Annotated in this window: 22 protein-coding genes and 1 tRNA gene; 17 read left to right on the top strand and 6 right to left on the bottom strand. The window is 71.2% G+C overall.

The annotated features are described in order from the left end of the window. The first annotated feature begins 66 nt into the window (after positions 1-66). From rsmA to ASE68_RS06655, 7 genes are all read left to right on the top strand, one after another. Entirely contained in the window at positions 67-909 is an 843-nt protein-coding gene (rsmA, locus tag ASE68_RS06625; protein ID WP_055860863.1) for a 16S rRNA (adenine(1518)-N(6)/adenine(1519)-N(6))-dimethyltransferase RsmA, read from the top strand. Positions 910-913: 4 nt separating this feature from the next. After that, complete coding sequence (locus ASE68_RS06630) at positions 914-1,840, top strand: 4-(cytidine 5'-diphospho)-2-C-methyl-D-erythritol kinase (protein WP_055856504.1); 927 nt, start codon at positions 914-916, stop codon at positions 1,838-1,840. Between the two features lie 70 nt (positions 1,841-1,910). Further along, complete coding sequence (locus tag ASE68_RS06635) at positions 1,911-3,785, top strand: ABC-F family ATP-binding cassette domain-containing protein (protein ID WP_055856506.1); 1,875 nt, start codon at positions 1,911-1,913, stop codon at positions 3,783-3,785. Between the two features lie 183 nt (positions 3,786-3,968). Beyond that, a complete protein-coding gene (locus ASE68_RS06640; protein ID WP_055856508.1) occupies positions 3,969-4,862 on the top strand; it encodes a MetQ/NlpA family ABC transporter substrate-binding protein in 894 nt (297 codons plus the stop codon). Positions 4,863-4,964: 102 nt separating this feature from the next. Next, the gene (locus tag ASE68_RS06645) at positions 4,965-5,993 is read left to right on the top strand and encodes a methionine ABC transporter ATP-binding protein (protein ID WP_055856511.1); all 1,029 of its coding nucleotides are present in this window, start codon (positions 4,965-4,967) and stop codon (positions 5,991-5,993) included. Next, the gene (locus tag ASE68_RS06650) at positions 5,993-6,652 is read left to right on the top strand and encodes a methionine ABC transporter permease (protein WP_055856513.1); all 660 of its coding nucleotides are present in this window, start codon (positions 5,993-5,995) and stop codon (positions 6,650-6,652) included. The genes ASE68_RS06645 and ASE68_RS06650 overlap by 1 nt, the downstream gene beginning before the upstream one ends. A 104-nt stretch (positions 6,653-6,756) precedes the next feature. After that, positions 6,757-7,404, top strand: coding sequence for a Pr6Pr family membrane protein (locus ASE68_RS06655; RefSeq protein ID WP_157421571.1), 648 nt, complete (start codon positions 6,757-6,759; stop codon positions 7,402-7,404). A gap of 36 nt (positions 7,405-7,440) precedes the next feature. On the opposite strand, the gene ASE68_RS06660 is transcribed toward ASE68_RS06655, so the two are convergent. After that, positions 7,441-7,932, bottom strand: a complete 492-nt coding sequence (locus ASE68_RS06660) for a MarR family winged helix-turn-helix transcriptional regulator (protein WP_055856518.1) — start codon at positions 7,930-7,932, stop codon at positions 7,441-7,443. Between the two features lie 109 nt (positions 7,933-8,041). Here ASE68_RS06660 and ASE68_RS06665 point away from each other — a divergent pair. The 5 genes from ASE68_RS06665 (at position 8,042) to ASE68_RS06685 (ending at position 12,853) form a co-directional block, all read left to right on the top strand. After that, positions 8,042-8,113 (top strand) — tRNA-Gln (locus ASE68_RS06665). Position 8,114: 1 nt separating this feature from the next. After that, complete coding sequence (gene glmU, locus ASE68_RS06670) at positions 8,115-9,557, top strand: bifunctional UDP-N-acetylglucosamine diphosphorylase/glucosamine-1-phosphate N-acetyltransferase GlmU (RefSeq protein WP_055856521.1); 1,443 nt, start codon at positions 8,115-8,117, stop codon at positions 9,555-9,557. Positions 9,558-9,595: 38 nt separating this feature from the next. Then, positions 9,596-10,573 (top strand): ribose-phosphate diphosphokinase, encoded by a 978-nt coding sequence (locus tag ASE68_RS06675; RefSeq protein WP_055856524.1) that lies wholly within the window; start codon positions 9,596-9,598, stop codon positions 10,571-10,573. Positions 10,574-10,579: 6 nt separating this feature from the next. Continuing rightward, on the top strand, positions 10,580-12,280 hold the full coding sequence (locus ASE68_RS06680; RefSeq protein ID WP_055856527.1) for a long-chain-fatty-acid--CoA ligase: 1,701 nt from the start codon (positions 10,580-10,582) through the stop codon (positions 12,278-12,280). A 12-nt stretch (positions 12,281-12,292) separates the two neighbouring features. Next, positions 12,293-12,853, top strand: a complete 561-nt coding sequence (locus ASE68_RS06685; RefSeq protein ID WP_055856530.1) for a hypothetical protein — start codon at positions 12,293-12,295, stop codon at positions 12,851-12,853. Positions 12,854-12,859: 6 nt separating this feature from the next. Here the strand turns inward: ASE68_RS06685 and ASE68_RS06690 are convergent, their stop codons facing one another. The 5 genes from ASE68_RS06690 to ASE68_RS06710 all read right to left on the bottom strand — a co-directional run bounded on the left by ASE68_RS06690 (position 12,860) and on the right by ASE68_RS06710 (position 16,477). Further along, the gene (locus ASE68_RS06690) at positions 12,860-13,222 is read right to left on the bottom strand and encodes a hypothetical protein (RefSeq protein ID WP_055856532.1); all 363 of its coding nucleotides are present in this window, start codon (positions 13,220-13,222) and stop codon (positions 12,860-12,862) included. Continuing rightward, positions 13,219-13,560: a DUF202 domain-containing protein gene (locus ASE68_RS06695; RefSeq protein WP_055856536.1), complete on the bottom strand. Its 342-nt coding sequence runs from the start codon at positions 13,558-13,560 to the stop codon at positions 13,219-13,221. The genes ASE68_RS06690 and ASE68_RS06695 overlap by 4 nt, the downstream gene beginning before the upstream one ends. Positions 13,561-13,564: 4 nt before the next feature. After that, entirely contained in the window at positions 13,565-13,921 is a 357-nt protein-coding gene (locus tag ASE68_RS06700; RefSeq protein ID WP_055856539.1) for a YidH family protein, read from the bottom strand. Between the two features lie 49 nt (positions 13,922-13,970). After that, positions 13,971-15,431 carry an NADP-dependent phosphogluconate dehydrogenase gene (gene gndA / locus ASE68_RS06705; RefSeq protein ID WP_369800065.1) on the bottom strand — a complete coding sequence of 487 codons (1,461 nt, stop codon included), beginning with the start codon at positions 15,429-15,431 and terminating at the stop codon, positions 13,971-13,973. 83 nt (positions 15,432-15,514) lie between these two features. Then, on the bottom strand, positions 15,515-16,477 hold the full coding sequence (locus tag ASE68_RS06710; RefSeq protein WP_082462083.1) for an NAD(P)-dependent oxidoreductase: 963 nt from the start codon (positions 16,475-16,477) through the stop codon (positions 15,515-15,517). A gap of 145 nt (positions 16,478-16,622) precedes the next feature. On the opposite strand from ASE68_RS06710, the gene ASE68_RS06715 reads away from it, so the two are divergent. The 5 genes from ASE68_RS06715 to ASE68_RS06735 all read left to right on the top strand — a co-directional run bounded on the left by ASE68_RS06715 (position 16,623) and on the right by ASE68_RS06735 (position 21,655). Continuing rightward, positions 16,623-17,681: a D-2-hydroxyacid dehydrogenase gene (locus tag ASE68_RS06715; RefSeq protein WP_055856545.1), complete on the top strand. Its 1,059-nt coding sequence runs from the start codon at positions 16,623-16,625 to the stop codon at positions 17,679-17,681. 32 nt (positions 17,682-17,713) lie between these two features. Then, positions 17,714-18,520 (top strand): IclR family transcriptional regulator, encoded by an 807-nt coding sequence (locus ASE68_RS06720; RefSeq protein WP_055856547.1) that lies wholly within the window; start codon positions 17,714-17,716, stop codon positions 18,518-18,520. A 221-nt stretch (positions 18,521-18,741) separates the two neighbouring features. Further along, positions 18,742-20,154 carry an MFS transporter gene (locus tag ASE68_RS06725; protein WP_055856550.1) on the top strand — a complete coding sequence of 471 codons (1,413 nt, stop codon included), beginning with the start codon at positions 18,742-18,744 and terminating at the stop codon, positions 20,152-20,154. Next, complete coding sequence (locus ASE68_RS06730; RefSeq protein WP_055860869.1) at positions 20,151-20,924, top strand: SDR family oxidoreductase; 774 nt, start codon at positions 20,151-20,153, stop codon at positions 20,922-20,924. Before ASE68_RS06725 ends, ASE68_RS06730 begins: the two co-directional genes overlap by 4 nt. Further along, a complete protein-coding gene (locus tag ASE68_RS06735; protein WP_055856553.1) occupies positions 20,924-21,655 on the top strand; it encodes a fumarylacetoacetate hydrolase family protein in 732 nt (243 codons plus the stop codon). The genes ASE68_RS06730 and ASE68_RS06735 overlap by 1 nt, the downstream gene beginning before the upstream one ends.

Genomic DNA, 21,655 nt, shown 5'->3' on the forward strand with positions numbered 1-21,655 from the left:
CCGCGCGACCGGCATGAGGTGCGAGGCGTGAACGCGCATCGCCACGAGGCCGAGGGCGCGCCGACCATCGCGCGCCTGCTCGGGCCCGCCGAGATCCGCGACCTCGCAGAGCTGCTCGAGGTGACGCCGACCAAGAAGCTCGGCCAGAACTTCGTGCACGACGGCAACACCGTTCGCCGCATCGTGCAGGTCGCCGGCGTGCAGTCGGGTGAGACCGTGCTCGAGATCGGGCCCGGGCTCGGGTCGCTGACCCTCGGGCTGCTCGAGGCGGGCGCCGACGTGATCGCGGTCGAGATCGACAAGCGCCTCGCCGCCCAGCTGCCGCACACCGCCAGCGTCATGCAGCCGGGCACGCAGCTCACGGTCGTCACGCAAGACGCGCTGCGCGTGACCGAGCTGCCGGGCGAACCGGTGCGGCTCGTCGCGAACCTGCCCTACAACATCTCCGTCCCGGTGCTGCTGCACCTGCTCGAGCACTTCGCCTCGCTGCGGTCGGGCATCGTCATGGTGCAGGCCGAGGTCGGGCATCGCCTCGCGGCCGAACCCGGATCGAAGGTCTACGGCGCGCCGAGCCTCAAGGCCGCCTGGTACGGCGACTGGCGCACGGCCGGCCAGGTGTCGCGCATGGTCTTCTGGCCCGTTCCGAACGTCGATTCCGTGCTCGTCGGATTCGAGCGCGGCACCGAGCCCGGCACGATCGAGGAGCGCCGGGCGACGTTCGCGCTCATCGACGCGGCGTTCCAGCAGCGCCGCAAGATGCTCCGCCAGTCGCTCTCCGGGGTGTTCGGCGGGTCGGCCGCGGCCGCGAGCGAGGTGCTCGAGCGCGCCGGCGTCTCGCCCGAGTCGCGCGGCGAGCAGCTCGTGATCGAGGACTTCCTGCGCATCGCCAGGGCCGCCGGAGAAGCGTGACCCCATGACGATCGCCTGGACCGAAGAGGCCGTGCACGTGCGCGCGCCCGGCAAGATCAACGTCTTCATGCGCGTCGGCGACGTGCAGCCAGACGGCTACCACGACGTCGCGACCGCCTACCAGGCCGTGTCGCTCTACGAAGACGTGCGGGCGTGGCCCGACGACGAGTTCAGCGTCGCGTTCGGCGGCAGCATCGACACCTCGGGCCTCGTGACCGACGGCTCGAACCTCGCGATCCGCGCGGCGAAGCTGCTCGCGAGGGCGACCGGGGTCGCCGGCGGCGTACGCCTCGAGATCGACAAGCACGTGCCGATCGCGGGCGGCATGGGCGGTGGCTCCGCGGATGCCGCGGCCACCCTCGTCGCCTGCGACGCCCTCTGGGGCACGGCCCTGTCGAAGGAGGAGCTCGTCGCCCTCGCGGCGAAGCTCGGCGCCGACGTGCCCTTCTCGCTCACCGGCGGAACGGCGATCGGCACCGGCCGCGGCGATCGGCTGAGCCCGGCCCTGGCCACCGGCTCCTTCCACTGGGTGCTGGCGGTCGCGGAGTTCGGCCTCTCGACGCCCGGCGTCTACGGCGAGCTCGACCGCATCCGCCTCGAAGACGGGCGCAACGTGCCGCGTTCGCCCGTCGTCGACGCCGAGGTGCTGCAGGCGCTCCGCGCCGGCGACCCCGTACTGCTCGCGCAGTCGATGCACAACGACCTGCAGGAGGCGGCGATCCGGCTCGCGCCCGGGCTCGGCGGCATCCTCGAGCTCGGCGAGTCGCACGGCGCGCTCGCGGGCATCGTGTCCGGGTCCGGGCCGACGGTCGCGTTCCTCGCCGTCGACTCCGACTCGGCGCTCGAGCTGCAGGTCGCACTCTCGGCCGCGCGCCTGCATGCGATCCATGTGCACGGCGCGGTGCACGGCGCGCGCGTGCTCGCGAACTGAGTCCGCGCAGAAGCCGCACCGAGGCCCCGCGCGCCGCACGCTCAGGCTCGACGGCTAGGCTCGACGGGACATGGCACATCTTCTGGGCGCCGAGCGCCTGCACCTCGAGTTCCCGACGCGCACCGTCTTCGACGAGGTCACCCTCGGCATCGACGAGGGCGATCGCATCGGCGTCGTCGGCCGCAACGGCGACGGCAAGTCCACCCTCCTGAAGCTGCTCTCCGGCCGCATCGAGCCCGACGGCGGGCGCGTCACGATGCGCCGCGGCATCCGCATCGGCATGCTCGACCAGTCCGACGTCGTCGACCCGGGCCAGACGGTGGCCGAGGCCGTCGTCGGCGGCATCGACGAGCACGTCTGGGCGGGCGACCCGAGGGTGCGCGACGTGATCGGCGGGCTGTTGTCCGACGTGCCGTGGCACGCCCAGATCTCGAGTCTCTCGGGCGGACAGCGTCGCCGCGTCGGGCTCGCGGGCCTGCTGGTGGGCGACTGGGACGTCGTGTTCCTCGACGAGCCGACGAACCACCTCGACGTCGAGGGCATCGCCTGGCTCGCCGGGCACCTGAAGCAGCGCTGGGCCACCGCCCAGGGCGCGCTCGTGGTCGTCACCCACGACCGGTGGTTCCTCGACGAGGTGTGCACCGACACGTGGGAGGTGCACGACGGCATCGTCGAGCCCTTCGAGGGCGGGTACGCGGCCTACGTGCTGCAGCGCGTCGAGCGCGATCGCATGGCGGCGGCATCCGAGGCGAAGCGGCAGAACCTGATGCGCAAGGAGCTCGCGTGGCTCCGCCGCGGGGCCCCGGCGCGCACGTCGAAGCCGAAGTTCCGCATCGACGCGGCGAACGAGCTCATCGAGAACGAGCCGCCCATCCGCAACAAGGTCGAGCTCGACCGACTCGCCGTCTCCCGGCTCGGCAAGGACGTCGTCGACCTCATCGACGTGTCCGTCGAGTACCCGGTGTCGGATGCCGCGCCGGGCGCTCCGGCGACCCGCACCGTGCTGCACCACATCGAGTGGCGCATCGCGCCGGGGGAGCGCACCGGCATCCTGGGCGTCAACGGCGCCGGCAAGTCGACCCTGCTCGGCCTCGTGACCGGTGCGGTCGAGGCGACGAGCGGCAAGGTCAAGCGCGGCAAGACCGTGCGCATCGCGACGCTCAGCCAGGAGCTGAACGAGCTCACCGAGTGGGCCGAGCAGCGCGTCTCCGCGGTCGTCGCCGAGCAGCGCACGAGCTACGAGGTCGGCGGCAAGGAGATGACGCCCGGGCAGCTGCTCGAGCGCCTCGGCTTCACGACGGCGCAGCTCTCGACGCCGGTGAAGAACCTCTCGGGCGGGCAGAAGCGGCGCCTGCAGCTCCTGCTGATCCTGCTGCAGGAGCCGAACGTGCTGATCCTCGACGAGCCGACGAACGACCTCGACACCGACATGCTCGCGGCCATCGAGGACCTCCTCGACTCCTGGCCGGGCACCCTGCTCGTCGTCTCGCACGACCGCTACCTCATCGAGCGCGTGACCGACCGCCAGTTCGCGATCCTCGACGGGCACCTGCGCGACCTGCCCCGCGGCGTCGACCAGTACCTCGAACTCCGAAAGGCGACGGATGCCGCGCGCCGCAGCGATGCGGCCGACTCGCGTCGTGGGGACTCCCCGTCGTCCTCGGCCGCCGCGGCGCCGGCTGCCGCGGGTGCCTCCGCCGCTCCCGCCGCTCCGGCCCTCGCGGGCGCCGAGCGGCGCACCGCCGAGAAGGAGCTCTCCTCGATCGACCGTCGGCTCGAGAAGCTGGGCGCCGAGATCGCGAGGGCGCACGAGCGCCTGGCCGTGCACGACCAGGGCGACTACGTCGGCCTCGCGGCGCTGGGCGACGAACTGCGCGCGCTCGAGACATCCGTCGTCGACCTCGAGACCCGGTGGCTCGAAGTTTCTGAGATTCTCGAGGCGTGACGTCGCAGATGCTGTGACGTTCTGTGTCGCTGCGCGGAGTCGGGCAAAGGATCTTCGCTTAGCGTAGGAGTGCGCCCGCGTTCGCGGCATCGAAGCCCCCACTGTGACCGACCGTGGCGGAGCCATGCCTGCTCCACAGCCATCAGCACCAGATCGCGCGCGCCCACGTGAAAGGAACACACCATGGCACACCGCACCAAGCTCATCGCCGCACTCGCCGCCGTCCCCCTCGTGCTCGGCCTCGCCTCCTGCGCCTCCGTGGGCTCGGGCGACGCCGGTGCAGACGACGTCATCAAGATCGGCGTCGTCGGCAAGGGCGACGCCCAGTGGGACGCCTTCGAGAAGGCCGCCGGCGAGGCGGGCATCGACATCGAGCTCGTCGACTTCTCGGACTACGCGCAGCCGAACCCCGCCACGACCGAGGGCGAGCTCGACCTCAACCAGTTCCAGCACATCGTCTACCTCGCCGACTACAACGTGTCGGCCGGCGAAGACCTCACGCCCATCGGCTCGACCGCGATCTACCCCCTCGGCCTGTACTCGACGAAGTACGACGACGTCGCCGACATCAAGGAGGGCGACACGGTCGCCGTGCCGAACGACGCCTCGAACCTCGCCCGCGGCCTGCTCGTGCTGCAGTCGGCCGGCCTCATCGAGCTGAAGAGCGGCGGCACGATCTTCTCCGACCTCGCCGACGTCGACGAGGCGAAGTCCAAGGTGAAGGTCACCACGCTCGAGGCCTCGCTCACGCCGACCTCGCTGCCCGACGTCGCCGCCGCGATCATCAACAACGACTACGTGACCGACGCCGGCCTGTCCTTCGAGGACGCCATCGCGCAGGACGACCCGTCCGACCCGAACGCGCTGCCGTACGTGAACATCTTCGCCACGCGCGCCGACGACGCCGACAACGAGACCTACCTCAAGCTCGTCGAGATCTTCCAGACCGACCCCGACGTGCAGGCCGGCCTCCTCGAGGCGTCCGGCAACACGGCGGTGCCGCTCAAGGTCTCCGTCGCCGACCTGCAGGACTCGCTCACCAAGGTCGAGGCCGACACGAAGGCCGCCAAGGGCTGATCGCGCCGACGTCCGCATCCGCGGATCGTCCGCACCGTGCGGGCGGCGGGAACCGTAGCATCGGTCCCGTCGCCCGTTCCGGCGTTCTGGAAGGAGCACCACATGGCTCTCGTCAGCCTCACCGACGTCACCAAGTCCTACCCCTCACCCGAGAAGGGCGGGGCGCCCGTCGTCGCCGTCGACTCGGTGAGCCTCGAGATCGAGGCGGGCGACGTCTACGGCATCATCGGCTACTCGGGCGCCGGCAAGTCCACGCTCGTGCGGCTCATCAACGCCCTCGAGCCCACGACCTCGGGCACGATCGAGGTGGGTGGGCGCACGATCACGACGATGCCCGAGCGCGAGCTCCGCGGCATCCGCCTCGAGATCGGCATGATCTTCCAGCAGTTCAACCTCTTCAACTCCAAGACGGTGCGGGCGAACATCGCCTACCCGCTGCAGGTCGCCGGCGCCTCCAAGGCAGAGATCACGGCCCGCGTCGACGAGCTCCTCGCCTTCGTGGGGCTCACCGACAAGGCCAGGAGCTATCCCGACCAGCTCTCGGGCGGGCAGAAGCAGCGCGTCGGCATCGCCAGGGCGCTCGCGACCTCGCCGCGCCTCCTCCTCGCCGACGAGGCGACGAGCGCGCTCGACCCCGAGACGACGCAGGAGGTGCTCGAGCTCCTGAAGCGCGTGAACCGGGAGTTCGGCGTCACGATCGTGATCATCACCCACGAGATGGACGTCATCCAGTCGATCGCCACCAAGGTCGCCGTCATGGACGGCGGCCGGGTCATCGAGTCGGGCGACGTGTTCGACGTGTTCTCGTCACCGAAGAACCCCTCGTCGGCGCGCTTCGTCTCGACCGTGGTCAAGGGCATCCCGTCGCCGGCCGAGGTCGTCGTGCTGCGCGAGCGGCACGCGGGCCGCATCGTGACCATCTCCTTCCGCGACGGCGACGCCTCGCAGGCCGCGGTGTTCCTCGACCTCGCGAACGCGGGGCTCGAGTTCGAGCTCGTCTACGGCGGCATCAACGACATCCAGGGGCGGGCGTTCGGCCACCTGACGCTCGCCATCAGAGGGGCGGATGCCGCGGTCGACGCGGTGCTCGCGACGATCGGCGCCCGCGCCGAGGTCACGGAGGTGGCGTGATGGATCGCCTGTTCGAGCTCGGCCCGGAGTTCTGGGAAGCGGCGTTCGAGACGCTCTACATGGTCGCGCTCACGCTGCTGTTCGGCGGGCTCGCCGGCCTCCTCCTCGGCATGGTGCTCTACACGACGCGGCCGGGCAGCCTGCTGTCGAACAAGCCGGTCTTCACCATCGTCAACGTCGTCATCAACTTCTTCCGGCCCATCCCGTTCATCATCTTCATCGCGGCCGTGCAGCCGCTCTCACGCCTCGTGATCGGCACGGGCATCGGCAACGACGCGCTCGTGTTCGCACTCTCGATCGCCGCGTCGTTCGCCATCGCGCGCATCGTCGAGCAGAACCTGCTGACGGTCTCGCCCGGCGTGGTCGAGGCCGCGCGGGCCATGGGGGCCGGACCGATCCGCATCCTCCGCACCGTCGTGCTGCCGGAGGCGCTCGGCCCGCTGATCCTCGGCTACACCTTCGTGCTCGTCGCGATCGTCGACATGACCGCGGTGGCCGGGCTCATCGGCGGCGGCGGACTCGGCAACTTCGCGGTGGTCTACGGCTACCGCCAGTACCAGCCGCTGATCACGTGGGCCGCGGTGATCCTCATCATCGTGTTCGTGCAGCTCGCGCAGTTCTTCGGCAACTGGCTCGCCCGCAAGGTCCTGCGCCGCTGACCGCCGGTCGCTGAACCGAGCGGGGCGGATGCCGCGGGCGGCGGGTCCCGAGGTCCCGCCGTGTCGCGGGGTCCCGCCGTGTCGCGACCCGTAGCATCACCGGAATGAAGGGTCGCATCGCAGCCGTCGTATTCCGTCTGGTGTTCGCGGTCGCCGCGCTGTCGGCCATCGCGTTCCAGCTGTTCGCCGTGCACATCCCCAAGGGCTACAGCGTCTTCAACTTCTTCACGTACTTCACGAACCTGTCGAACATCCTGATCAGCATCGTGTTCATCGTCAGCGCGGTGCGCCTGGTGCGGCAGCGCAGCGCGCCCACGCCGACGGACTCCGCGATCCGGGGTGCCGCCGTCGTCTACATCGCGTTCGTGGGGCTGGTCTTCAACACGCTGCTGCGCGATGCCGACCTCGGAGACCTCGACCCGGTCGTGAACGCCATCCTGCACTTCGTGCTCCCGATCGCGGGCGTCGTGGACTGGCTGATCTGGGCGCCGAGGAATCGGATCCCGGGTCGCGCGATCCTCTGGTGGATGGTGTTCCCCGTCGTGTACACGGTGTTCTCGCTCATCCGGGGGGCCGCGACCGGCATCTACCCCTACCCGTTCTTCAACCCCGGCGCCGTCGGCGGATACGGCGCGGTCGCGCTGTACTGCCTCGGCATGCTCGTCGGGTTCCTCGCGCTGTCGTTCGCCGTGCGCGGTCTCGGGAACCTGCGCAACAGCCCGGCCCGCGAGCTCGCCGCCGACCGCGCCTGACCGCTCGGGACCCGTTCGTCGCGCCGGCCGCTCGCGTCAGTCGAAGCCGAGGCTCAGCTTGCGCAGCAGGCCGGCGAGCCGCTTCTGCTCGCCCGCCGGGAGGCCGGAGAGCAGCTCGGCCTCGGCATCGACGAGGCGCGTGATCGCGGCATCGACCCTGGCGAGGCCGGCCGGGCTCATCTCGACGAGGATGCCGCGGCCGTCGTTGGGGTCGGTCTGGCGGCTCACGAGACCTCGTTCGACGAGCCGGTCGATGCGGTTCGTCATGGTGCCGCTCGAGACGAGCGTCTGCTGCAGCAGCTGCTTCGGCGAGAGCCGGAACGGCGAGCCGGCACGGCGCAGGGCGGAGAGCACGTCGAACTCGCTCGACTCCAGCTCGGAGCGCGTGAACGCCTGACGCCTGGCCCGGTCGAGGTGCTTCGAGAGGCGGGCGACGCGCGAGAGCACCTGCAGGGGTGCGAAGTCGAGGTCGGGGCGTTCGCGCTCCCAGTCCTCGACGATGCGGTCGACCTCGTCGGCATGCGTCATCCACCCAGTATCCCGCGAACCGACCGGTGCGCGTGCCGCCCGGAACGCATCGAACACGGTGGCGCGTCTGGCAGACTGGAGGGCGCTCGTGCGCCTCGCGCCCGAGTGGTCCGCCATAGTGTAACGGCAGCACGGCAGCCTTTGGAGCTGTTCGGTCCAGGTTCGAATCCTGGTGGCGGAGCATGGACCAGAAGCTCGCCATCATCGTGCTCGCCGCAGGCCAGGGCACCCGCATGAAGTCCGCAACCCCGAAGCTGCTGCACCCGCTCGCGGGCGCGCCGGTCGTCGGGCACGTGCTCGCGACGGCGCGGGCGCTCGACGCCGCGCACGTCATCGCCGTCGTGCGACACGAGCGCGACATGGTCGCCGCCGCGGTCGAGGCCGAGCTGCCCGGAACGCGCATCGTCGACCAAGACGAGATGCCCGGCACCGGCCGAGCCGTCGAGCAGGCGCTCGACGCGCTCCCCGCCGACTTCGACGGCGAGGTGCTCGTGCTGAACGGCGACGTGCCGCTGCTGAACGCCGACACCCTCGCCGGATTCCTCGAACTGCACCGCGGCCGCGCCGCGGCGGCATCCGTCATGTCCGCGTACTACGACGACCCCACCGGGTACGGTCGCATCGTGCGCGACACGGTGGGCCAGTTCGACCGCATCGTCGAGCAGAAGGACGCCAACGACGCCGAGCAGTCGATCGGCGAGATCAACGCGGGCATCTACGCCTTCGGCGCCGCCGCACTGCGCGATCAGCTCGCGAACCTCACGACCGACAACGCGCAGGGCGAGAAGTACCTGACCGACGTGATCCAGCTGCTGCGCGCGGCCGGCTCCGAGGTCGAGGCCGTGCCCGTGTCGGAGCCGTGGCTGGTCGCCGGCATCAACGACCGCGCCCAGCTCTCCGAGACGGCGGCCAGGCTCAACGCCCTCATCATCCGCGGATGGCAGCTCAACGGCGTCACGATCGAAGACCCCACGACCACCTGGATCGACCTCACGGTGCGCATCGCGCAAGACGTGACGATCCGCCCCGGCACCCAGCTCAAGGGCGCGACGCTCATCGAGACGGGCGCCGTCGTCGGCCCCGACACGACGCTCACCGACTGCGAGGTCGGCGAGAACGCCGACGTGCGCCGCACCGACGCCACGCTCGCCGTCATCGGCGCGGGCGCCACGGTCGGCCCGTTCTCCTTCCTGCGGCCCGGCACGGTGCTCGGCGCCGACGGCAAGATCGGCGCCTTCGTCGAGACGAAGAACGCCACCATCGGCACGGGCAGCAAGGTGCCGCACCTGTCGTACGTCGGCGACGCGACCATCGGCGAGCACTCCAACATCGGCGCGGGCTCGATCTTCGCCAACTACGACGGCATCCGGAAGCACCACTCCGAGGTCGGCTCGCACGTGCGAACCGGCTCACACGGCGTCTTCGTCGCGCCGGTTAGGATTGGGGACGGCGCCTACACGGCCGCCGGCACCGTCGTCCGAAAAGACGTCCCGTCCGGCGCTCTCGCCGTGAACGTGGCACCGCAACGCAACATCGAGGAGTGGGTCCAGAAGCACCGGGCCGGTTCTGCGGCGGCTGACGCCGCCGAGGCCGCGCGCGAGGCATCCGGTTCCGACGCCGACTGAACGCACCGCGCCGAGCGCAGGTGGAGAGGACACAGCACATGTCGGGAATCGAGACCACCGGATCGAAGCGGCTCGTGCTGGTTTCGGGGCGGGCGCATCCCGCGCTGGCCGAGCAGATCGCACATGAACTCGGCTCGGAGCTCGTGCCCACCGATGCGCGCACCTTCGCGAACGGCGAGATCTACGCGCGCTTCGACGAGAGCGTCCGCGGCTCCGACGCATTCGTGATCCAGTCGCACACCGCGCCCATCAACGAGTGGCTCATGGAGCAGCTCATCATGCTCGACGCGCTGAAGCGCGCCTCGGCGAAGCGCATCACGGTCGTCGCGCCGTTCTACCCCTACGCGCGCCAAGACAAGAAGGGCCGTGGCCGCGAGCCGATCTCCGCACGACTCGTCGCCGACCTGTTCAAGGCCGCCGGCGCCGACCGCATCATGTCGATCGACCTGCACGCCGCGCAGATCCAGGGCTTCTTCGACGGCCCCGTCGACCACCTCTTCGCCATGCCCGTGCTGCTCGAGGAGTTCAAGAACTCGCTCGACCCGTCGACGCTGACCGTCGTCTCGCCCGACATGGGTCGCGTGCGCGTCGCCGACATCTGGAGCGACAAGCTCGGCGCACCCCTCGCGATCATCCACAAGCGCCGCGACCCGCTGGTGCCGAACCAGGTCTCGGTGCACGAGATCGTCGGCGACGTGAACGGCCGCGTCTGCCTCCTGGTCGACGACCTCATCGACACCGGTCGCACGATCGTCAAGGCGGCGGAGGCTCTCAAGGACGCCGGCGCCATCGGCGTCGTCGTCGCGGCCACGCACGCGGTGTTCTCGCCGCCCGCGACCGAGATCCTCCAGTCCGACGTCATCGACCGCGTCGTCGTCACCGACACGCTGCCGGTACCCGAAGACAAGCGCTGGGACCGCCTCACCGTGCTGCCCATCGCACCGCTGCTCGCGCGCGCCATCCACGAGGTCTTCGAAGACGGCTCCGTCACGAGCATGTTCGACGGGGCGGCGTAACCGCCGATGACCATCTCGACCCCCCGGCCCTGGCTCGCCGGGTACGCCGAAGGCGTGCCGCACGAGCTCGAGCTGCCCGAAGGCTCGCTCTACGACCTGCTCGCGACCTCGATCGCCGAGCACCCGTCGAGCGTCGCACTCGAGTTCTTCGGTCGCGAGACGACGTACGCCGAGCTCGGCGAACAGGTCGATCGCGCGGCCGAGGGGCTGCGCCTGCTCGGCGTGCAGAAGGGCGACACGGTCGCCATCGTGCTGCCCAACTGCCCGCAGCACATCGTGGCCTTCTACGCCGTGCTCCGGCTCGGGGCGATCGTCATCGAGCACAACCCGCTCTACACCCCGCGCGAGCTGCGCCACCAGTTCGAAGACCACGGCGCCCGCTTCGCGATCGCGTGGGACAACGTCGTCGAGACCATTCGCGAGTTCCCGGCCGATCTCGGCGTGAAGCACATCGTCTCGGTCGACGTCACGCGTGCGATGCCGTTCCTCACGCGGGCGGCCCTCAAGCTGCCGATCGCGAAGGCCCGCGAGTCCCGCGCGGCGCTCACCTCGGGTGCCAAGGGCACCTCGACCTGGCCCGACCTCGTCGAGGCCGAGCGCATCTCGCCGCACGTCGTCGCGCCCGAGGCATCCGATGTCGCCCTCATCCAGTACACGAGCGGCACCACCGGGTCGCCGAAGGGTGCGACGCTCACGCACCTGAACCTGCTCGCGAACGCGGCCCAGTCGCGCGCGTGGGTGCCGACGATCGAGCGAGGCAACTGCGTCGTCTACGCCGTGCTGCCGATGTTCCACGCGTACGGGCTCACGCTGTGCCTCACCTTCGCGATGAGCATGGGCGCACGCCTCGTGCTCTTCCCGAAGTTCGACCCCGACCTCGTGCTGCCGGTCATCAAGAAGCGACCGCCGACCTTCCTTCCCGCGGTGCCCCCGATCTACGACCGCCTGACCAAGGCCGCCGCGGCCAAGGGCGTCTCGCTCGAGGGCATCCAGATCGCGATCTCCGGTGCGATGGCGCTCACGCCCGCGGTCGTCGAGCCGTGGGAGGCCGCGACCGGAGGCGTGCTCGTCGAGGGCTACGGCCTCTCGGAGTGCTCGCCCGTGATCTCCGCGAACCCGGTCGCGGGCAACCGCAAGGCCGGCACCATCGGCCTGCCGTTGCCGTCGACGGAATGCCGTGTCGTCGACCCCGAGAACCCGACGGCCGATGTGCCTTCGGGCGGTGAGGGCGAGCTCGTCGTCCGCGGCCCGCAGGTGTTCCAGGGCTACTGGAAGAAGCCCGACGAGACCGACGCCGTGTTCGTGGCCGACCCCGACGGCGGCACCCCGTGGTTCCGCACGGGCGACATCGTCTCGATCGACGACGGGGGCTTCGTGCACGTCGTCGACCGCATCAAGGAGCTCATCATCACCGGCGGCTTCAACGTCGCCCCGACCGAGGTCGAGGAGGCGCTGCGCACCTACCCCGGCATCGATGACGTCGCGGTCGTCGGCCTGCCCGATGAGCACTCCGGCGAGCAGGTCGTCGCCGCCGTCGTGCTCGCCGACGGACAGCGCCTCGACGAGGCGGCGATCCGCGAGTTCGCCCGCGAGCGCCTCACGCCGTACAAGGTGCCCAAGCGCATCGTCGAGGTCGACGAGCTGCCGCGGTCGCTCATCGGCAAGGTCATCCGTCGCGAGGTGCGCAACCGCCTCCTGGCCGGCTGAGTCGAACCCGTCATGACGTCGTTCCTGTCTCCGGATGCCGCGGCCGCCCTTGCGGCGCTCACGGCACTCGAGTCGGGGGCCGGCGAGGCGGCGCCGCTCGACCGCCTGCGCGGCATCCGGGCGCTGGTGGTCGCGTTGGAGGCCGATCCGGCCGCCCTCGTCGCCGCCCGCGAAGCGGTCGATGCCGGCGCGAGCTGGGACGACATCGCGGATGCCGCGGGTCTCAGCGCCTCGGCGGCGAAGTACCGCTGGGCGGGTGACGACGACACGATCGCCGACCGTCAGGAGGCGAGCCGTCGCCGCAAGCGCGAGCGACCGTCGAGCGTGCCCACCGACCTGCCGGGCGAGAGCGTGTCCGAGGCCGCGAGGCGCCTCGGCCTGACGCCGCAGGCGATCTACCAGCGCGTGACGAGGGGCCTCGTCGAGGCCCGCACGATCACGCTGCCAGACGGCCGGTCGTACAAGCGCGTCTTCCTGACCGACCCCGCCGATCCCGACGGCGGCGGCGCGGACGCCACCGGCGCCGGCGTCGGCACCGACACCACCGACCGCGTCCCGCCCGCCGAGGGCTGAGACCGATCAGGTCGGGGTGCCGACCCCGTAGCGCGGCGCGGCCGGGAAGAGCCCGAAGTTCGCCAGGTGGTGGCGGGATCCGTTCTCGGTGGTGACGTAGCACTGCCAGCCGGGGCCGCCCGCGGCGAACAGCTCGAACGGGGCATCCGTCGAGAGGTCGCCGCCGGTGGAGCCCGCAGCGGCCGTGGCGAAGGCCGCGCACGTGGAGCGGGCGGTCGAGGTGGCGACCGAGAACGTCGAGAGCACGATCGGCAGCACCATCGCGGCGAGGGCGAGGACCACCGCGATGCGCATCGCGCGTTGGCGCCCGGGGCGGCGTGGACGGTCGACGGGCTCGTAGCCGGCCAGTTCGGGGTGGTCGTCGGTCATCGGGTCGCCTCGATCGAGATGGACATGACGCCCGCGAGGGCGGCGAGCAGAACGGTGACCGTGAGGCCGAGCATGGCCCACGAGGACGGGGGCACGAAGCCGTGGCGTGCGTCGAGCTGCCGACGCCGCACCGCACCATGGGCGATCGCGACGCCCGCGAGGACGAAGAGCGCGACCCCGGCCGCAGCGAGGGCGGGCTGGTCGGAGATGAGCCCGTCGCGGAGCGCGAGCACGGCGTTCACCGCGATCGCGAGCCCGGTGCGACTCCAGGCGAGCGCCGTGCGCTCGGACTGCAGCCCGGGATCGCGGGGAGGGAGGTCGGAGTGGGCCAGTGTCATGGCGTCAGCGGCTGAGCAGGATCATGACGGCGATGATCGCCGCCGAGAGCAGGGCGATGCCGGCCAGCAACGGCACGACGAAGCTGTAGGCGAGGGGGCGGTCGTTGCGGATGGCGATCTCGTTGGCCCGCCAGCGCACGTAGGAGAGGCCTCCGAGCAGCGCGGCCGCGACGGCCAGGCCGAGCGCGAGGATGAGCACCAGGACGCGGGGGCCGATGCTCTGCGCGAACTCGAACAGCAGCACGCCGCCGGCGAGCAGCGCGAACGCGGTACGGACCCAGGCGAGGAACGTGCGCTCGTTGGCGAGGGTGAACCGGTAGTCGGGGTCTCGGCCCTCGTCGCGCCACGCCGGCTTGCGCATTCGTCCTCCGTCGTCCTCGGCCCCGGACTCGCGTCCGGGGCCAAGGATACTAGTGGGTCGACGGAGTGGTGGCGATCTCGGTGCGGTCGCCCGACCAGAGGGTGTGGAACACGCCCTCCTTGTCGATGCGCTTGTACGTGTGCGCACCGAAGAAGTCGCGCTGGCCCTGCACGAGGGCGGCCGGCAGGCGGTCGGCACGGAGGCCGTCGTAGTACGCGAGCGAGGAGGCGAACGCGGGGGCGGGGATGCCGGTGTCGACGGAGCGGACGACGACGCGGCGCCACGCGGCCTGCGCACGCGTGAAGGCCTCGGCGAAGTACGGCGCCGAGAGCAGCAGCTCGAGGTTCGGCGTCTCGCCGTAGGCGTCGGCGATGCGGTTCAGGAACTGCGCGCGGATGATGCAGCCGCCGCGCCAGATCTTGGACACGGCGCCGAGGTCGATGTTCCAGTCGTACTCGACGGCACCGGCGCGGATCGCGTCGAAGCCCTGCGAGTAGGCGACGATCTTCGAGGCGTAGAGCGCGAGGCGCACGTCTTCGATGAAGGCGTCGACCTGGTCGGCCGGAATGCGTGCGGCCTCGTCGGGGCCGGCGAGGCCCTTGGCGGCGGCGCGCTGCTCGGGGTGCGACGACAGGCCGCGGGCGAACACGGCCTCGGCGATGTTGGAGACCGGCGTGCCGAGGCTGAGCGCAGTCTGCACGGTCCAGACGCCGGTGCCCTTCGAGCCGGCCTCGTCGAGGATGACGTCGACGAGCGGCTGACCGGTCTCGGCGTCGACCTGCCTCAGCACCTCTGCGGTGATCTCGATGAGGTAGGACTCGAGCTCGCCCTTGTTCCACTCGGCGAAGACGTCGGCGATCTCGGCCGGGCTCTTGCCCGTGCCGCGGCGGATGAGGTCGTAGGCCTCGGCGATGAGCTGCATGTCGGCGTACTCGATGCCGTTGTGGATCATCTTCACGAAGTGGCCTGCGCCGTCGTGGCCGATGTGGGTGACGCAGGGCTCGCCCTCGGCGACCGCGGCGATCGACTTCAGGATCGGGCCGAGGGTGACCCACGATTCGTCGGAGCCGCCGGGCATGATCGAGGGGCCGTTGAGCGCGCCCTCCTCGCCGCCGGAGATGCCGGCGCCGACGAAGTTGATGCCGGTCTCGCGCACCGCGCGCTCGCGGCGGATGGTGTCGGTGAACAGCGCGTTGCCGCCGTCGACGATGATGTCGCCGGGCTCGAAGCGGCTCGCGAGCTCGGAGATCACGGCGTCGGTGCCCTTGCCGGCCTGCACCATGATGATCGCGGTGCGGGGCTTGGCGAGCGAGGCGACGAAGTCGTCGTAGGTCTCGGCGGCGACGAAGCCGGCCTCGGGGTGCTCTTCGATCAGGGTCGTGGTGCGCTCGAACGAGCGGTTGAACACGGCGACCGTGTTGCCCTCGCGGCTGGCGAGGTTGCGGGCGAGGTTGGACCCCATCACCGCGAGTCCGACGACGCCGATGTTTGCTGATCCGGTTGCAGGCACGAACACACTCCTCGTGAGATTTCTGGGGGTCGAGTCAAGCGTACTGTGAGCGGGCCTCACCGTTGCGCGCTGTTGCTGAGAGGTCATCGGGACCGCTCCGAGACGAAGCGACGGGTCACGGCGATGTCCCGATCGCCGAGTCCGCGTTCGACGAGTTCGTCGAAGGCCGCGCGCAGCGTCGGCAGCAGCACGGGATCCGTGCCGGTCGCCGCCGCGGCCTCGGCGGCGAAACGGAGGTCCTTCACCATGTACTCGGCCACGCCGGAGGGGGAGTCGTCGCCCGTGACGAGCTTGTCCATGCGGCTCGCGAGCAGGTTCGATCCCGCGTAGCCGCCCGAGAGCAGGCCGAAGAGCGCGCCGAGGTCGAGGCCGGAGCGCTCGGCGAGCACGGCGGCCTCGCCGAGCGCGAGGATCGTGGCCGAGACGATGAGCTGGTTGCAGGCCTTGGCGACCTCGCCGGCGCCGAGCGGGCCGAGGTGCACGGGGGTGCCGCACGGCGCGAGCAGCGCTGCGGCGGTGGCGGCGTCGGCCTGCTCGCCGCCGAGCATGATCGAGAGCGTGCCGGCCTTCGCGCCGTCCTCTCCTCCCGAGACCGGGCAGTCCACGACGCGGACGCGACCGTCGTATGCCGCGGCGAGCCGCTCGGCGAGGGCGCGCACCTGCGGCGCCGACGAGGTCGACCCGATCATGAGCATGGATTCGCCCTCGCGTTCGAGCAGGCCGGCCAGCATCCCGTCGGGGCCGTCGAGCACCTGCTCGAGCTGGGGCAGGTCGGGCAGCATCGCGAGCACGGCGTCGGCGCGGAGGCCGAGCTCGCGCGGCGTGGCGGCCCACTCGGCGCCGAGCTCGAGGAGCTCGGGCTGCGGGCGACGTGCGGTGATGACGACACGGCGTCCGGCGGCGAGCAGGCGTCGGGCCATCGGCGCGCCCATCGACCCGAGTCCGACGACGCCGATGACGTGGTCGTCGGGGCGGGGAATGGGCCCCTCGGAGGGGAGCGGGTCTGCCGCGCGTTCGGCGTCGGCGGGATGTTCGGCGTTGGACATGCTGGCATCCTATCGGAATCGCAACCAGTCGTACATGGTTCAACCTGCTGAACATCCGCTATGCTGAACACGCTGACCGCGTCGGAGGGGCCCGTGGGCCCGTCCCTCGCCCGGTCGCCGAGACCGCACTGAAGGGGAAGACCGGATGCCCGACACCCAGAACCGCCTGCGAGCCGTGGTGGCGGTGCCGCTCTCCGAGGAGCACTGCCGCCTCATCGAGACCCTCGAGCCGCGCATCGACCTGGTGCGCGATCACGCGCTGACCCGCCCGATGCGCGGACCGGCCGACTGGTCGGGCGATCCAGACCACGTGCGCACGCCCGACGAGCAGGCCGAGTTCGACGCCATGGTCGACTCCGCCGAGGTGTTGTTCGGCATTCCCGACGTCGAGCCCGCCGCGCTCGCGCGCACGGCCACGGCGAATCCGGCGCTCCGCTGGGTCATGACGATGGCCGCGGGCGGCGGCAGCCAGGTCAAGGCGGCCGGTCTCGACCGCGAGCAGCTCGATCGCATCGCCTTCACCACGAGCGCCGGCGTGCACGGCGGCCCGCTCGCGGAGTTCGCCGTGTTCGGCGTGCTCGCCGGCGCCAAGGGCCTGCCTCGCCTGCTCGCCGACCAGCGGTCGACGACGTGGCCCGAGCGCTGGGAGATGCGCCAGGTCGACGAGATGACCGTGCTCGTCGTCGGCCTCGGCGGCATCGGCGCCGAGTGCGCGCGACGCTTCAGTGCGCTCGGCGCCCGGGTCTGGGGTACCACGCGCACCGGCGATCCGGTCGAGGGCGTCGACCGGCTCATCCCCATCGACGAGCTCGAGTCCGCCGTCGCCGACGTCGACGCGATCGTCATGACCTTGCCGGGCACCGAGGCCACGCACCACCTGCTCGACGATCGGATCCTGCGCGCCGTCAGGCCCGGCGTCATCGTCGCGAACGTCGGGCGCGGTACGGTGATCGACGAGGCGGCGCTCACCGCGGCGCTCGATGACGGGCGGGTCGGCTTCGCCGCACTGGACGTCTTCGAGTCCGAGCCGCTCTCGGCGGCGTCGCCGTTGTGGTCCCACCCGTCCGTGCTCGTGAGCCCGCACACCGCGGCGCTCTCGCGCAAGGAGGAGGAGCGCATCGCGCGGCGCTTCGCCGACGACGCCTCCCGGTTCATCGACGGCCTGCCGATGCGCAGCGTGGTCGATACGGTCGAGTTCTACTGAGTCCCGCGGATGCCGCGGACGAGAGGGGTGGCATGTCCGACGAGTCAGACGCGAAGGCCGACCGTCAGGGGCGCGACCCCGCGCCGGCCGTCACCCGCAGCATGCGGATCCTCGGGCTGCTGGCCGAGGCATCCGGACCGCTGACCCTCACCGAGATCGCGAGCGGGCTCGGGCTCGCGAAGTCCTCCACCGCGAACCTCTGCCTCGCGCTCGAGGCGGCCATGATGGTGCAGCGCGTGCCGCTCGGCTACCAGTTGGGCCGTCGCACGATCGAGCTGGGCGGCGCGTACGCGTCGCAGTTCAGCCAGGTGCGCGAGTTCTACACGGTCTGCGAGACCTCGCCCGTGCTCGTGCACGAGGTCGTGCAGGTCGCGATGCTCGACGACACCGAGGCGCTCTACCTCGCGCGGCACGAGGGGTCGCGCAGCGTTCGATTCGGCACCCCGCTCGGGTCGAGGCTGCCCGCCGCGCTCAGCGCGACGGGCAATGCCCTGCTGATGGCGATGGACGACGCGGATGTCGCGGCGCTCCTCTCCGACCAGGCGCCGTTCCCTCGGCTCACCGACCGCAGCATCCGCGACATCCCCGACCTGCTCGTGAAGCTCGCCGCCGCGCGCGACCGAGGCTGGGCGCTCGACGACGGGGAGTCCTTCCCCGGCATCGTCGGGGTCGCCGTGCCCCTCGAGGGCTGGGCGCCGAGCGACCCGAGCCTCGCGCTGGGCGTCGCGCTGCCGGTCGCCGAGGCGACGCCCGGACGCGTCGCCTCCGTGGCCGCCGCGCTCGTCGACGCCGCTGCGAGGCTCACGAACCCGCTGAGCGCGGGCCGCAGCCGGGCCTGAGCGCGGGGCGCAGCCGGGCCTGAGGCCGGCCCGCGGCATCCGCTCGCCCTGATCGCGCCGTGTGCGCCACGGCGTGCTTCGTCGCGCCCTGACGCAGGCCTCCGGCATCCGCTCGCTCGATCGCGTTCAGCCAATAGAGGCCAAGGGGTTGAACTGCGTACAACACGTTGATACAGTGGCCGTCATCGCGACTCGTGCGAGCCGATCAAAGGAGATGGCACATGACCGGTACAGCCCCCAGTCCCACCGCGGTGAACGACGATCCCGAGTACGCTGCGAACCTCAAGCGCGCGACCTACGCCTCGAGCATCGGCAGCGCGCTGGAGTACTTCGACTTCGCGCTCTACGGGCTCTCGACGGCGCTGATCTTCAACGTGCTGTTCTTCCCGCAGGACGACCCGGCCATGGCCACGGTCGCCGCGTTCGCCACCTACGGCGTCGGCTTCCTCGCCCGCCCGTTCGGCGGCCTCTTCTTCGGCCGGCTCGGCGACCGGCTCGGCCGCAAGTGGGTGCTCGTCATCACGATCATGCTCATGGGCGGCGCCTCGACCGCGATCGGCCTGCTGCCGACGTACGAGGCCATCGGCATCTGGGCGCCCATCCTCCTCGTGACGATGCGCCTGCTGCAGGGCTTCGGCGCCGGCGCCGAGCAGGCCGGCTCGACCGTGCTCATGGCCGAGTACGCGCCGGTGCGGCGCCGCGGCTTCTTCTCGTCGCTGCCGTTCATCGGCATCCAGGCGGGCACGCTGCTCGCCGCGCTCGTCTTCAGCCTCATCACGCTGCTGCCCGAGGAGGCGCTGCTCACCTGGGGTTGGCGCGTGCCCTTCCTCGCCTCGTTCCTCCTGATCATCGTCGCGCTCTTCATCCGAATGCGCCTCAAGGAGACCCCGACCTTCGTGCAGCTCGAGAAGCACGAGCAGATCGCCGAGAAGCCGGTCAAGGAGATCTTCACGAAGGGTCTGCCCGGCGTCATCGTCGGCATCGGCCTGCGCATGGCCGAGAACGGCGGCTCCTACATGTTCCAGGCGCTCGCGCTCGCGTTCTTCGTCTCGGTCGTCGGTCCTGACACCGACAAGAGCCTGCTCACCTGGGGCGTGACCTTCGGTTCGCTGCTCGGCATCTTCACCGTGCCGCTCACGGGCGCCATCTCCGACCGCGTCGGCCGGCGCACCGTGTACCGCTTCGGCGCCGTGTTCATGCTCCTCTACGCCGTGCCCGCGTGGTGGCTCATCTCGCTCGGCAGCTACCCGATCGCCATCGCCGCGGTCGCGGTCGGCATCGGCATCGCCGTGAACACCATGCTCGGCCCGCAGTGCGCGATGCTGCCGGAACTCTTCGGCAACCGCCACCGCTACCTCGGCGTCGCCATGGCCCGCGAACTCTCCGCGGTTCTGGCCGGCGGCCTGGCCGGTGTGCTGGGCGCGTACCTCATCGCCGTCAGCGACGGCAACTGGGTGCTGCTCGCGATCTACATGGTCGTGCTCGCGCTCATCACGACGGCGTCCACGTTCCTCGTACCCGAGACGCTCCGCCGCGACCTCACCCGCATGGACGACGCGATCAAGGTCTCGAGCTCCGAGTCCGGCGACGACGTCGACGCGAGCACCCTGTCGATCCGGACGATCCAGTGGTGACGGGCCTCGCCGCCTTCGACCTCACCGGGCGCACCGCGCTCGTCACGGGCTCGAGCCAGGGCATCGGGCGGGCGCTCGCCGGGGGCCTCGCGGCCGCCGGGGCGACGGTCGTCGTGCACGGTCGAGACGCGGCGAAGGCCGCACGAGCGGCCGACGAGATCGCCGAGGCGACGGGGTCGCGCACGATCAGCGCGGTCTTCGACGTGACGGATGCCTCGGCCGTCGACGCGGGCATCGCCGCCCTCGAGGCCGAGCTCGGCACGCCCGACATCGTGGTGAACAACGCCGGCATCCAGCGGCGTGCGCCGATCGCGGAGTTCAGCGACGCCGACTGGCACGAGCTCGTCGAGACGAACCTGTCGAGCGCGTTCCACCTCTCGCGTCGCGTGGCCCGGGGCATGATCGAGCGCGGCTCGGGCAAGCTCATCCAGATCGGGAGCGTGCAGTCGCAGCTCGCCCGCCCCTCGATCGCGCCGTACGCGGCGACCAAGGGCGCGATCGTGATGCTCACCAAGGGGCTCTGCGCCGACCTCGCGCCGCACGGCGTGCAGGCGAACGCGATCGCGCCCGGGTACTTCGCGACCGAGCTCACGCAGGCGCTCGTCGCCGACGAGACCTTCTCGGCGTGGGTGCGCGGGCGCACCCCGGCGGGCCGCTGGGGCGAGGTCGACGACCTCGTCGGCGCGCTCGTCTTCCTCGCGAGCAGCGCGAGCGACTTCGTGAACGGCCAGACGATCTACGTCGACGGCGGAATGACGGCGGTGGTCTGATGCGCATCGCCAGGATCGCCACGCCCGCTGGGCCGGTGCACGTTCGGGAATCCGTCGACGGCTGGGTGCCGATCGAGGACCCGTACCCCGCGTTCGCCGAGGGGAGGCGCCCGGTCGACGCCGGAACGCCGCTCCTCGGCGAGCTCCTCGCACCGTGCGAGCCGCTCGTCGTCGTGGGCATCGCGCAGAACGGGCCCGAGCACGCCTCGCCCGTGCAGGCGTGGCTGAAGAGCCCGCGCTCGGTCGTGGCATCCGGAGTGCCGGTCACCCTCCGCCGCGACGCGGGCACGACGGTCGCCGAGGGGGAGATCGCGCTCGTCATCGGCCGTGAGACGACCGGCCTGACGGCGGCGAACGCACACGAGTACGTGCTCGGCGTGACCGCGGTGAACGACCTGTCGAGCCCCGACCGGGCTGCGGTCGACCCGCGCAACTTCGAGCCGAAGGCGGGGGAGGGCTACACGCCTCTCGGGCCGGTGATCGACACCGAGGCCGATCTCGACGACGTGTCGCTCGAGTTCTTCGTCGACGGCGTGCTCGCTGGCGCGACCAGCAGCCGAGCGCTGCCGTCGTCGCCGCGCGAATGCCTCGCCTACCTCGCAGCCTGGACCACCCTCGGCCCCGGCGACGTCGTCATGACGGGCGCCCCGACCTCGCAGGCGCCGATCGACCCCGGCGCCCTCGTCGAGATCGAGGTCGCCGGCATCCGGCTCGTCACCCCCACCCGCTAG

Origin of the sequence: Agromyces sp. Leaf222, assembly GCF_001421565.1 — a bacterium.
Taxonomy (GTDB): domain Bacteria; phylum Actinomycetota; class Actinomycetes; order Actinomycetales; family Microbacteriaceae; genus Agromyces.

Bases quoted from the DNA above. Each gene is read 5' to 3' on its own strand.
- ASE68_RS06630 (WP_055856504.1), top strand. From the start codon at position 914: ATGACGATCGCCTGGACCGAAGAGGCCGTGCACGTGCGCGCGCCCGGC.
- ASE68_RS06635 (WP_055856506.1), top strand. From the start codon at position 1,911: ATGGCACATCTTCTGGGCGCCGAGCGCCTGCACCTCGAGTTCCCGACG.
- ASE68_RS06640 (WP_055856508.1), top strand. From the start codon at position 3,969: ATGGCACACCGCACCAAGCTCATCGCCGCACTCGCCGCCGTCCCCCTC.
- ASE68_RS06645 (WP_055856511.1), top strand. From the start codon at position 4,965: ATGGCTCTCGTCAGCCTCACCGACGTCACCAAGTCCTACCCCTCACCC.
- ASE68_RS06650 (WP_055856513.1), top strand. From the start codon at position 5,993: ATGGATCGCCTGTTCGAGCTCGGCCCGGAGTTCTGGGAAGCGGCGTTC.
- ASE68_RS06655 (WP_157421571.1), top strand. From the start codon at position 6,757: ATGAAGGGTCGCATCGCAGCCGTCGTATTCCGTCTGGTGTTCGCGGTC.
- ASE68_RS06660 (WP_055856518.1), bottom strand. From the start codon at position 7,932: ATGACGCATGCCGACGAGGTCGACCGCATCGTCGAGGACTGGGAGCGC.
- glmU (WP_055856521.1), top strand. From the start codon at position 8,115: ATGGACCAGAAGCTCGCCATCATCGTGCTCGCCGCAGGCCAGGGCACC.
- ASE68_RS06675 (WP_055856524.1), top strand. From the start codon at position 9,596: ATGTCGGGAATCGAGACCACCGGATCGAAGCGGCTCGTGCTGGTTTCG.
- ASE68_RS06680 (WP_055856527.1), top strand. From the start codon at position 10,580: ATGACCATCTCGACCCCCCGGCCCTGGCTCGCCGGGTACGCCGAAGGC.
- ASE68_RS06685 (WP_055856530.1), top strand. From the start codon at position 12,293: ATGACGTCGTTCCTGTCTCCGGATGCCGCGGCCGCCCTTGCGGCGCTC.
- ASE68_RS06690 (WP_055856532.1), bottom strand. From the start codon at position 13,222: ATGACCGACGACCACCCCGAACTGGCCGGCTACGAGCCCGTCGACCGT.
- ASE68_RS06695 (WP_055856536.1), bottom strand. From the start codon at position 13,560: ATGACACTGGCCCACTCCGACCTCCCTCCCCGCGATCCCGGGCTGCAG.
- ASE68_RS06700 (WP_055856539.1), bottom strand. From the start codon at position 13,921: ATGCGCAAGCCGGCGTGGCGCGACGAGGGCCGAGACCCCGACTACCGG.
- ASE68_RS06710 (WP_082462083.1), bottom strand. From the start codon at position 16,477: ATGTCCAACGCCGAACATCCCGCCGACGCCGAACGCGCGGCAGACCCG.
- ASE68_RS06715 (WP_055856545.1), top strand. From the start codon at position 16,623: ATGCCCGACACCCAGAACCGCCTGCGAGCCGTGGTGGCGGTGCCGCTC.
- ASE68_RS06720 (WP_055856547.1), top strand. From the start codon at position 17,714: ATGTCCGACGAGTCAGACGCGAAGGCCGACCGTCAGGGGCGCGACCCC.
- ASE68_RS06725 (WP_055856550.1), top strand. From the start codon at position 18,742: ATGACCGGTACAGCCCCCAGTCCCACCGCGGTGAACGACGATCCCGAG.
- ASE68_RS06735 (WP_055856553.1), top strand. From the start codon at position 20,924: ATGCGCATCGCCAGGATCGCCACGCCCGCTGGGCCGGTGCACGTTCGG.